Annotated in this window: 13 protein-coding genes; 7 read left to right on the forward strand and 6 right to left on the reverse strand. The window is 42.5% G+C overall.

The genetic code is table 11. The features are described from left to right. Positions 1-40: 40 nt before the first annotated feature. Positions 41-280, forward strand: a complete 240-nt coding sequence (locus PI95_RS26080) for a hypothetical protein (protein ID WP_163519204.1) — start codon at positions 41-43, stop codon at positions 278-280. A 455-nt stretch (positions 281-735) separates the two neighbouring features. Further along, on the forward strand, positions 736-897 hold the full coding sequence (locus PI95_RS26085) for a hypothetical protein (protein ID WP_163519205.1): 162 nt from the start codon (positions 736-738) through the stop codon (positions 895-897). A gap of 324 nt (positions 898-1,221) precedes the next feature. Here the strand turns inward: PI95_RS26085 and PI95_RS36975 are convergent, their stop codons facing one another. The 3 genes from PI95_RS36975 to PI95_RS36230 all read right to left on the reverse strand — a co-directional run bounded on the left by PI95_RS36975 (position 1,222) and on the right by PI95_RS36230 (position 1,703). Then, positions 1,222-1,356, reverse strand: coding sequence for a hypothetical protein (locus PI95_RS36975; RefSeq protein ID WP_268896825.1), 135 nt, complete (start codon positions 1,354-1,356; stop codon positions 1,222-1,224). Between the two features lie 73 nt (positions 1,357-1,429). After that, positions 1,430-1,537, reverse strand: a complete 108-nt coding sequence (locus PI95_RS37535; RefSeq protein ID WP_373695718.1) for a hypothetical protein — start codon at positions 1,535-1,537, stop codon at positions 1,430-1,432. A gap of 19 nt (positions 1,538-1,556) precedes the next feature. Continuing rightward, positions 1,557-1,703: a hypothetical protein gene (locus PI95_RS36230; protein WP_236117198.1), complete on the reverse strand. Its 147-nt coding sequence runs from the start codon at positions 1,701-1,703 to the stop codon at positions 1,557-1,559. A gap of 475 nt (positions 1,704-2,178) precedes the next feature. On the opposite strand from PI95_RS36230, the gene PI95_RS26095 reads away from it, so the two are divergent. Beyond that, the gene (locus PI95_RS26095; protein WP_039752730.1) at positions 2,179-3,588 is read left to right on the forward strand and encodes an NF038130 family PEP-CTERM protein; all 1,410 of its coding nucleotides are present in this window, start codon (positions 2,179-2,181) and stop codon (positions 3,586-3,588) included. Between the two features lie 339 nt (positions 3,589-3,927). Here PI95_RS26095 and PI95_RS26100 read toward each other — a convergent pair whose 3' ends face one another. Then, entirely contained in the window at positions 3,928-6,375 is a 2,448-nt protein-coding gene (locus PI95_RS26100) for an ATP-dependent Clp protease ATP-binding subunit (RefSeq protein WP_039752731.1), read from the reverse strand. A gap of 249 nt (positions 6,376-6,624) precedes the next feature. Here PI95_RS26100 and PI95_RS26105 point away from each other — a divergent pair, with 249 nt between their 5' ends. From PI95_RS26105 to PI95_RS26115, 3 genes are read left to right on the forward strand one after another with little or no spacing between them, the layout of a single operon-like run. Continuing rightward, positions 6,625-6,921, forward strand: a complete 297-nt coding sequence (locus PI95_RS26105; RefSeq protein ID WP_039752732.1) for a DUF3288 family protein — start codon at positions 6,625-6,627, stop codon at positions 6,919-6,921. A gap of 10 nt (positions 6,922-6,931) precedes the next feature. After that, complete coding sequence (locus PI95_RS26110; RefSeq protein ID WP_163519199.1) at positions 6,932-7,081, forward strand: hypothetical protein; 150 nt, start codon at positions 6,932-6,934, stop codon at positions 7,079-7,081. Next, positions 7,053-7,208: an alpha/beta hydrolase gene (locus PI95_RS26115; protein WP_163519200.1), complete on the forward strand. Its 156-nt coding sequence runs from the start codon at positions 7,053-7,055 to the stop codon at positions 7,206-7,208. Before PI95_RS26110 ends, PI95_RS26115 begins: the two co-directional genes overlap by 29 nt. On the opposite strand, the gene PI95_RS26120 is transcribed toward PI95_RS26115, so the two are convergent. Together PI95_RS26120 and PI95_RS26125 are read right to left on the reverse strand one after the other, a co-directional pair. Beyond that, positions 7,205-8,710: an MlaD family protein gene (locus tag PI95_RS26120; protein ID WP_052325753.1), complete on the reverse strand. Its 1,506-nt coding sequence runs from the start codon at positions 8,708-8,710 to the stop codon at positions 7,205-7,207. The two genes, PI95_RS26115 and PI95_RS26120, sit on opposite strands and share 4 nt — an antisense overlap. Positions 8,711-8,727: 17 nt before the next feature. Continuing rightward, entirely contained in the window at positions 8,728-9,507 is a 780-nt protein-coding gene (locus PI95_RS26125; RefSeq protein WP_039752733.1) for an ABC transporter ATP-binding protein, read from the reverse strand. Positions 9,508-9,640: 133 nt separating this feature from the next. Here PI95_RS26125 and PI95_RS26130 point away from each other — a divergent pair, with 133 nt between their 5' ends. After that, positions 9,641-11,146 (forward strand): phytoene desaturase family protein, encoded by a 1,506-nt coding sequence (locus PI95_RS26130; RefSeq protein ID WP_039752734.1) that lies wholly within the window; start codon positions 9,641-9,643, stop codon positions 11,144-11,146. Positions 11,147-11,309 lie beyond the last annotated feature (163 nt).

An 11,309-nucleotide genomic window follows, 5' to 3' on the forward strand; every position in this document is an offset into this window, starting at 1 on the left:
CTTCGCTTGTATAGCCCCACCCTTCTAGGGTGAGGGCTATTTGTACACGCATTGGGATGCTCCCCAACTTTCACCTTCAGAAGCTCAAGTTTCACCTTCAGAAGCTCAAGTTTCACCTTCAGAAGCTCAAGTTTCACCTTCAGAAGCTCAAGTTCCGAGTTCGGAAGCTCAACTTTCAGCTTCGGAAGCTCAACTTTCAGCTTCAGAAGCTCAAGTTTCACCTTCAGAAGCTCAACGTTCACCTTCAGAAGCTCAACTTTCGTGTTCTGAACTCGGATAATGAACCTCAAAGCTTGAATCATCAACTTCTGAGGTTGAATGATGGTGTTCCTTGTCACTTTTCCACCTAAAAGGATTAAAGCACGCTCATGCGATCGCATGAGTCTGCTGTGCCGCGCATTACATTCGTATATTTTTTTTCATAAAATCTCGCGTACCACCAGGCACGATCGTACTTAAAAAAAGACTTAAGCGAAGGGCGATCGCTATGATGGGTGAACTTTTTGGTTTACTAACTTTGATTGCTGTGATGAACATTTACAGCAGCAATTCATAGCAGGTGTGAATATTTTCTTGCTCAAAAAAAATGCTGATTTTTTTAACTATCGCGCTTGCGACCTGTTCAACCGCACCAAACTGCTATTAGCCAAAGTTTAAGACTGAACAAGTTTTGAGAAAGCACCCGGTATTAGCTGACTAACGAGTGATGAATTAAATATCCGAGTAGCTAAACCAATGAAAATTTTAGCAGTTTTGTTGATTAGCGCCATCGCCTTTACGATGCCAGCGCTAGCAGATGCCTACCAATCACCCAGCTATGACTTACCTAATGCAATGAGTGATTGTACTTATCGCGGGGGTGGTCGCCGTGAAGATTGCTTGTACCTCCTGCGGTAGGTAAAACGTCAAAAAACCGGGTATGCCTTTAAAAATTCATAATTTATAATTCATAATTATGTTTGGTGATGGGGATTTAAACCCTACCTGAAACAGGACTGCGTGATACAAGCAGCTTGTACAAACCCTTTTTAATTATGAATTATGAATTAATAATTATGAATTAGCTTGAAGCTAACCCGGTCGATCGCTTTTGGGTGTGAAAATTCATTAAGCCATCAAACCTAACTACACCTAAAATTATTAAACCACACTGATGCGATCGCCTTTTTCTGCAATGCGATCGCGCATTATATTTAAAATAAACATTCCATTCCGAATACCTTAAAGACTATTCCATTCTTCAAGTGTAATTTCCCGTTCTAGAATTACCTCAATTTCCCCAACCATCATCCGCAGCTGCGGTACAGAATACTCATCATTAGAGGGAATAGTTAGGCGATGTTGCGCGTAAATCATAAACTGATGCTTAGTTCCATAAAAAGGACAATCATTGCCTAGCAGCCGTAACTTTTGCACAAAATCCCGACGCTTACAGGGTGTCCATCGGCTCAAGGGTCGGCTCCTTATTAAGGTCAATATTATCAATTACTGGTAAAGAATGTCTTAATTTCAACCCAAGCAAAATCCAGTCTTCCAGTGTTGAGCGTAACTCATCTTCACAACGATCGCAAAGTCAAACCAAAGGCGACTACTCCCTTACATTCGGGAATTTTCAAGGGCAAAGTTCCATCTTCTAATTTGTCGTAAACCGCTTGTGCAACTGCTTGCTCAACATAATCACTCAAAATAAACCTTACAGTCATTAAATTTCGCGCTGCTCTACAAGTTTGATTGTACTTTTAACTTTATTGAACCACAAAAACTAAACACTTCTCCTTCGTTCTGTTTTGACAATACCCACAACACTCCTATAAGCTTTTGCTCATATTATTGCTCGATAATAATCAGCGAAAGTTAGCCCGCGATGTTCTGCGGGCTTTGTTTGTGTAGCCCCATCTTTTTTTTATTGAGGGCAATACGCAACATCAACAATAATTTATATCACCGTCAATGTGTTGCGTCATGTTCTTTGAGCAAAACTACTGAAATTACTTTTTCTTGCGTATAAACACTAAATACTATCAGTATTCAACCGCATTTTTCTTAAGCTAAAAAGCCTCATAAATTCACTTTAACTTTACCCGATTAAAGTGGATAAAAATTAAATTAGCTAATGAAAGGGCTGAATCTGTTGCAAGTAAACAGATTCGCGCAACATCAAAAATTAGGGAGATAACTATGACAGTAACTATCAAAAAATTATTGGTTGGTGCAACGGTAGCAGCAAGCATGAGCGCGATCGCTTCAACTCCAGCTTTTGCTACAAACCTTACCAAACCTACTAATATTCAATTCACCACCAACGGTGTCAACAACACAGATGCGAATAAACCTAACATCAATACCTGGACTTATGGTTCTGCCGAATCCGATAAGACTGGTATTGGTGGTGCGAACCGACAAGTTTTAAACGATTACAGTAACTACGGCAATACCAATAAAGCGATCGCAGCTTTAACAGATAACGATAGCGCTACCAACGTTGAACTATTTACAGATGGTGAAGTTGTCAAAGACCATGTTGGCTTCAGTGCTAATTTAGGAAAGAATACCATCAAGGTTGAGAGTGTCACTAAAGATGATTGGGCTGATGGTACATTAGCAACAGCGTGGTTAAAAGGCTTTGGCAATGCTTACGGTGGATTAATGTCAAGCATTCCCACAATTGCGGGTTCTAATATGCTCAAAGATTTTAATAATAACTTTGATTTTTTAGTTACTGCTCTCAAAACCAACGGCTTTAACTCGGCTGGCGATGCTAATATTGGGGATATTGCATACAATAAAAAGACTGGTGAGTTGAAAGTTGATTTGGTTGGACACTTAGATGTAGCCGGAAAATATGTAGATACCCGAAAAACAATTGTAGATACTCGCAAGACAATTAAAGATCCACAAAAAACTATTGTCGATACGCGAGCAACAATTCTAGATACTCAAGTAACGATTAAAGATACGCGAGCAACGATTATAGATACGCGAGCAACGATTATAGATACGCAAAAAACTATAGTCGTAAATGGCAAAACTGTCTCCAACCCAACTTACAATAAACCTATCCCCAACCCAACTTACAATAAATCTATCCCCAACCCAACTTACAACAAATCTATCCCCAATCCAACTTACAATCAACAAATCGCTAACCCAACTTACAACAAAGATATTCCCAACCCAAATTACAACAAAGATATACCCAATCCAACTTACAACAAAGACATCCCTAACCCAAATTATCTAGGCTCATCACCTGACAAAACTCGGAACTCTACAGGAAATCAAATTTTTGATGCGATGCTGTTTAATTTAGCCAAAACAGCATTCTTAACAAATACACCATTCCAAGTTAGTGAAATTGCCAAAATAACTTTCAACGATCAAGTTGACTACGCTTTTAGCTTCAGCGCAACTGATTCCGGTGCAATTGCAGGCGATCGCAATAAAACAACTGACACCACATCTCACACCGGCATCTATTCTTGGAATAAGACTTACAAGACTGTACCCGAACCTTCAGCCATTTTCGGTTTAGTTGCTGTTGGTGGTTTAGTAGTTGCTTCTCGACGCAAGCGTGTGAAAAACGCATAAGTTTTGTACTTCACAGTTTGCTAAATTTAATAAGTTGATTTTGGCAACTTTTCAGCAACTCAATTGAGATAAATCTGGTGTGAGGACAGATTGCATTTAACAGTCGTTAATTAATTAAAAATTTCAAATAGGGGTAGAATTTCAGTTCTACCCCTACTTGCTTTTTATATAGTAGGGACAATTCATGAATTGTCCCTACGCTGGGGTATCGTTGTGTATTGCATCCAACAACAGAACCGCTATATTAGTTAAAAGTTGTTACCAGCCCGACAAAAAACCCCTAGTATTTCTACCAGGGGTTAACACGATTAGCATTTCATTTGTACTTGATTCAATCGATTAGCCAACACTCGTTAATAACAACTCGCGTTTTTCTGACTTGCGGACTACCACTTGACCGTCGTCGTCAACGTCAACAATAGCTGAGTCTCCATCGACAACTTGACCGGATAGCATTGCTTCGGCGAGAGAATCTTCCAAAAGCCGCATAATCGCTCTACGTAAAGGTCTAGCACCGTAGCTGGGGTCATAACCTTCTTGTACCACACGCTCTTTAAAGCGTTCTGTGACTTCTAAGGTAATTCCTCTTTCGGTCAAGCGACCTGCAACTTCTTTCAGCATGATTTCCGCGATTTGCTTGACTTCTTCTTTGTTCAACTGAGTGAAGACGATAATCTCATCCAGACGGTTGAGGAACTCAGGACGGAAGTAAGCCTTCAGTTCTTCGTTCACCAAAGTTTTGATGCGGGTGTAATTTGCATCGGCTGCGTTTTCTGTGAAATCGAAGCCCAAACCACCACCACCTTTTTCAATCACCTTAGAACCGATGTTAGAAGTCAAGATAATCAAGGTGTTCTTAAAGTCCACTTTCCGACCTTTCGCATCGCTGAGATGACCGTCATCTAAAATTTGCAGCAGCATATTGAATACATCGGGGTGCGCTTTTTCGATTTCGTCGAATAGCAGCACTGTGTATGGTCTGCGGCGCACGGCTTCGGTTAGTTGTCCGCCTTCGTCGTATCCGACGTAACCAGGAGGCGAACCAATTAACTTAGAAACGGTGTGGCGTTCCATGTATTCCGACATATCCAGACGAATCATGGCTTCTTCGGAACCGAAGAAGTAACTCGCTAAGGATTTTGCTAACTCGGTTTTACCGACTCCGGTGGGACCAGAGAAAATAAAGCTAGCGATCGGACGGTTGGGATTCTTTAAGCCAACTCTAGCGCGACGAATGGCGCGAGATACTGAGGTGACAGCTTGTTCTTGACCGATAAGCCGTTGGTGGAGAGTATCTTCTAAGTGTAGAAGCAACTCTGACTCAGATTCGGTCAGCTTGTTGACGGGGACGCCAGTCCAGGAAGCGACGATTTGGGCGATGTCTTCTTCATCAACGATGCCGTGGAAAGTTGCCTCGTTTTGTGATTCTACTTGCAGTTGCGCTTCAATTTCTAACTCTTGGTCGCGCATTTGTCCTGCTTTGTCAAAATCTTGAACTCTAACGGCTTCGTCTTTAGCTTTGGAAACGCTGATTAATTGGCGCTTGAGTTCTTTGTTGGTAGAGGACATCGAGTTCCGCAGACGAACGCGAGAACCGGCTTCATCAATCAAGTCAATTGCTTTATCTGGCAGAAAGCGATCGCTAATATAGCGGTCTGACAATTCAGCCGCAGCTTTTAGGGCTGCATCTGAAATTGTGACTCTGTGGTGCTGCTCGTAAACGCTCCGCAAACCCTGTAGAATCTCGATGGTTTCCTGTACAGTCGGTTCCCCGACCATAATCGGTTGGAAACGCCGCTCTAGAGCCGCATCGCGCTCGATGTGCTTGCGATACTCATCAAGGGTAGTTGCTCCCAAGCACTGAAGTTCACCCCGCGCTAATGCTGGCTTGAGGATGTTAGAAGCATCCAAACCGCCTTCTGTACCACCAGCACCAACAAGCGTATGAATTTCATCTATCACGAGGATGATATTACCCGCCGTGCGGACTTCCTCCATGATTTTCTTCAGGCGTTCTTCAAAATCACCACGGAAGCGAGTACCTGACACCACCGAACCCATGTCTAGGCTGATAACTTGCTTGTCTTGCAAAATATCGGGCACATCTTGATTTATAATGCGTTGTGCTAGACCTTCGGCGATCGCTGTTTTGCCTACTCCTGGTTCGCCAACCAACACTGGGTTATTCTTGGTGCGACGACCGAGAACTTGCACGGCACGCTCAATTTCTTTTTCTCGACCAACTACAGGGTCAATCTTGCCTTCTTTGGCTAGTTTGGTGAGATTTCTGCCAAACTCTTCTATAGTTAGGTTTTGGGTGCGTTTTTGACCACCACCAGCGGTAACACTTGCATCATCACCCAAACGGCGAATGACTGCACTGCGGACACTCTGTAGCTCAACTCCTAGATTTTGCAGGACTTTAGCAGCTACACCTTCACCAGCTTCGGTCAATCCCAAAAGTAGATGTTCTGTGTTTATGTAGTTGTGTCCCAGACTGCGAGCTTCTTTAAATGATTGCTCAAACAGGCTTTTTACTTTCGGTGTAAAGGGAATTTCTGGTGGTACAAAGCCAGTACCGCGACCAATGATTTTTTCTACTTCTCGACGTGCGTCTTTAAGGGTAACACCCAATTCAGTTAGCACTTTAGCAGCCACCCCAGTTCCTTCTCCCATCAAGCCCAGGAGAATCTGTTCTGTGCCGACAAAGTTGTGTCCCAGGCGCCGAGCTTCCTCCTGAGCTAACATAATTACTCTAATGGCTTCGGAAGTGAAGTGTTCAAACATAACGGGCTTGCTCCCTTGCTGCTTATACTAGAGTGAAATAATCTTCACTCTTTTTAAACTTTCATGTATTTTCTTAAGGACAATGTATCTTTATTTAAAGTGAAGTGGCAGTAGTGAGAGCCGTAAGGCTCAGGTGTGGTTGCCGTCTAGTAGTAAATTGGAGAGGCTGGAGAGCCTGTGGAAGCCCAAAATAATAACTTTTGGCTCTTAAACCTTTGCAAAATATAAAATTTTCAATCGGTGTAAATAATGACAAACGCATCCGCAGGTAAAGACCAACAACATCCACTTTACAATCGCGATCGCCCTCTAATAGATAGTTTACTATCTCAAGAGCCAACAGATTACAATTTGGCGGAACTTGCCAGACTGCGAATACGTTATCAAGGCTTTCCAGGTGCGAGAGACATTCAACAGACTTTAGATCGAGTCTTACAGCAGTGGGGTTTGACGGAAGCCGAACTTTATCAGAAAACCCGCCAAATTCACAACTTTGCCAAGATTTACGAAACTCGCGGCAAAAAAGAAGAACAAGATTGGAATTAGGGAATGGGGAATGGGGAATGGGGAATGGGGAATGGGGAATGGGGAATGGGGAATGGGGAATGGGGAATGGGTAATGGGGAATGGGGGAATGGGTAATGGGGAATGGGGTAATGGGGAATGGGGAATGGGGAATGGGGAATGGGGAATGGGGAATGGGTAATGGGGAATGGGGAATGGGTAAGAACAAGCTAGCACGTTCCCAATTACCAATTACCAATTACCAATTACCAATTACCAATTACCAATTACCAATTACCAATGCCCAATGCCCATTGCCCCATGCTTAGTTATCACTTGTCAGGCTAAATCCCGTCTGCTCTGCCTGTTTAGACAGTTCTAGCTTATTTTGCTGCTTTTTATACTCGCGCAACTGCTTCAACAAGCGTGCTTGGGATGAAGTTAAAGTACTTGAACTAATTGTGATTTCTGGCTTTTTAGCAGCACTTTTAAAAGTAGCAGATGATGTATCAATAATCATCACCTTTTGGGTTGTTGGGCTAGAAATAACCAAATCTGATTTATTAACAGATGCTTTAAAAGAGTCTAAAGTATCAGCAATTTGCACTTGCTGTTGCATCTGCTCTGTGGAAGAAACCAAAGTACTTAAACCATTCACCAATTGCCGCAAATTATTTCTAAAAGCGGGATCGCCGGTCAACTCATCTAAATCAGATGTAATTTTTTGAGTGTTTTCAAATGTTACCCGTGCCGAATCCAAAGTTTGTTGCAATAGCAGTCGGTTATTTGGATCGTTGAAGCTTTGGGTAGCATTGCGTAAAGTTGTTGACGCTTCCGCTGCATTTGCTGAGAGAGTTTCTAAGTTTTGCAGTAATTTTCCTTGGGTGAAGCGATTGACAGTTGGTGATAAACTGCTGACTGTAACGCGCAGTTGCTGGCTGGCTTGGCTAAGATTATTTAATGTACCAACTAGCGTTGAGCGATTTGTTGTCACCAAATTATCGAGATTTGTCACCAAACTTTTTGCTTGATTTGCGGTTGAACTTATAGTTTTTGCGGTTGTACCAAATTCCTGTGCGGTTGTACCAAATTCCTGTGCGGTTGTGCTAAATTGCCTAGCTGTCGTACCGAATTGATTTACTGTTTGATTGGTGGATGTACTAAGTTTATCTGTTGCCCGTTGCACTGAATTAGCTGTGGCGGAAAATGTGCCTAATTGTTGTTGTGCGTTTTTGCTCAAAACCTGGAGTTCTCGACTTAAAGCTGCTACACTGACGGCTGCTTGAGAGGCAGTTTCTAGCGTTTTATTGACAGTGTTATAAAATTTTGGATTACTGTATGCAACAGATAGCGCTGTTGAACTGCGAATCAGCTCATCAACGCTGATGCCAACCTGACCTTTTAAGCGAGATCCATTACAGACGATAATCTGCGGATTGCAATTTGTTTCTGTGGGTTTAGCGACATCAGTCGCTTGAATTAGCGTTGCTTTTGGTGTGATGTCGATAATGCTTTCGCTAATCAAACCGGATTGATTAGCTTCAACTAATACATCACGGGGGATTTTCAATTCAGGTTGAGAAATATCAACTTCCACTTCAACGTTATTTAAACCTGGTCGAATTTTGGAAACACTGCCTACTTTCACCCCGCGATAGCGAACAAGTGTTCCCTTTTGCATTCCGGTGGCGTTAGCAAACTCGATAATAACTTTGTATGAACGTTGAGATGTAGTAACTCTATTCAACCACAGCAGAATCAATCCAAATACCCCTAATCCTGCCAAAAGCAATAACCCTACAGAACCTTCTCTAAATGTTCGCGATCGCATTTTTCTCCTTCTGCCATCTAGCCGACATGAATCGGTCCATGCACACTCCCACTGAGAAATTGTTTAATCAAAGGATGTTCTGTTTTCTCAAGTTCATCTATACTACCTTGCCACTGCACTTTACCTTGATAGAGAAAAATAACTCTGTCAGCGGTACGACGAATAGTACTCTCTTGGTGGGTCACAATGGCATAAGAAGCACAGACTCCTTGAGTACATTGTAATTGGCGAATTAAATCTTCTATAACTGTAGAGGCAATTGGGTCAAGTCCGGCTGTCGGCTCATCGTATAGTAAAACTGCTGGTGCGTCTTGTGGTTTGTCTGGGTTGGACACAACTGCACGCGCAAAAGAAACACGTTTTCGCATTCCTCCGGAAAGTTCACTAGGATAGCGCGAACCGATTCCTGACAAACCTACCATGTCTAATTTTTCATTTACCAGTTCTCGAATGCGCGATCGCGGTATTTTTGAGTATTGATAAAGTAAAAACCCTACATTCTGCTCGACTGTCAATGAATCGAATAATGCTGCCTGCTGAAACACCATCCCAATCCCAACCGGATCGGCACCATCTTCTATCAAACCTTCTCGCCGTACCCCTTGTACATAAATTTCTCCAGCATCGGGAGCTGTTAATCCCGCAATTACCCGTAAAATTGTTGATTTCCCAGTACCGCTAGGACCAATAATTCCTAATGCTTCTCCCTGGTAAATTGTCAAGTCTACATTGTCTAAAACTTTATTGTCACCAAACGACTTAGAAACGCCTTTAAGTTCAATCAATGGTTCATTCATTGGGCATGGGGCATTGGGAATTGGGCATGGGGCATTGGGCATTGGGCATTGGGCAAATAACCACTAACTTTTGTACAGACGTTCCACTGGAACGTCTCTACCACTAACAACTAACAAATAACAAATAACAAAAATGCAAGATTGTGATGTCATAGTCATTGGTAGCGGTATCGGCGGATTGTGTGCTGCTGGATTACTGGCACGTTATGGCAAGCGAGTAATTGTATGTGAAAGCCACACAATTGCTGGTGGTGCTGCTCATAGCTTCAGACGACGAAAATTTGAATTTGATTCCGGTCCCTCTTTTTATTGCGGTCTGACTGATGCCCAGAGTTTAAATCCTCTCAAACAAGTTCTCGATGTTTTAGGCGAATCCCTTTTATGTGTGTCTTACGATCCTTTAGGACATTATCACCTTCCGGAAGGCACTTTTGCAGTTTATAGCAATACTGACCGTTACCGTCATGAGGTGGAGAAAATTACGCCTCAAGGTGCTAAAGAATTAAAGGAGTTTGAAGAACGTTTATTACCGCTTTATGAAGCGATGAAAGGCATTCCCACTTTGGCTTTGAGAACAGATTGGCAGTTGATTTTGGTGTTACTAAGACGTTATTTGCCATCTTTAACAAAAATGCTCCCCAATTTGCCGATTGTTCAAGCTTCTGTGGGCAATGTGATGGATGCAACAGTGAAAGATGCTTGGGTGCGACGGCTGATTGATTTGGAATGCTTTCTACTGTCTGGTTTAAAGGCACATGGTACTATTGCCCCAGAGGTAGCTTTTATGTTGGGTGAACGCTCCCGCAGCAAAGTTGAATATCCTGTGGGTGGTAGTGGAGCAATTGTCAAGGCTTTGGTGCGGGGATTAGAAAAATTTAATGGTAAGTTGCTATTGGGATGTCATGTTGAACAGATTTTAGTATCTGGTAAAGTTGTTGGTGTCAGGTTACAAAATGGTGAAATTATCAAAGCGCCTGTGGTGATTTCTAATGCCACGATTTGGGATACTTACACTAAGTTGTTGCGTCCGGAAGACTTACCCGCATCTTACCGTAAAGTTTCGCTAGATACACCAGCGGTAGATAGTTTTATGCATTTACACTTAGGCATTCGTGGCGAAGGGTTGGAGAATTTGACGGGACATCATGTGGTAGTCCACGATGCACAGCAAGATATAACTTCACCGGGAAATACTTGCATGATATCGATTCCTAGTGTGTGGGATGCTTCTCTTGCGCCAGAAAAACATCATGTAGTTCATGCTTATACTTTAGAACCATTAGCGGGATGGGAAAAAAATGCAGGGTATGAACACAAGAAGCAAGAAAAAGCAAAGTCTTTATATCGTGCTTTAGAAAGAATTATCCCAGATATTCGCGATCGCATCGAGTTAGAACTGATTGGCACACCTTTAACTCATGCTTCTTATCTCAGAAGATACCAGGGAACTTATGGTCCAGCGATCGCAGCAGGTAAAGGTATGTTTCCCACTACGCACACCCCCATTGCTGGATTGTATCGCGTTGGTGACAGCACTATGCCAGGAATCGGTGTCCCGGCGGTGGCTGCATCTGGCATTTTGTGCGCGAATACTTTGGTTAAGCCAGAGCAAACAGCAGAATTATTAGATAATTTATAGCATTTTTAATATATCTTAGTACAGCGTTTCATTAATACAAGCGCGAATTAAAGAAAGACAATACCCTGCAATGCCAATGCAGAGCGATGTTATGTTAATGCAGAGCGATGTTATGCCAATGCAGAGCGATGTTATGCCAATGCAGAGCGATGTTATGCCAATG

The sequence above is a fragment of the Hassallia byssoidea VB512170 genome (assembly GCF_000817785.2).
Classification (GTDB): domain Bacteria; phylum Cyanobacteriota; class Cyanobacteriia; order Cyanobacteriales; family Nostocaceae; genus Hassallia; species Hassallia carrinoi.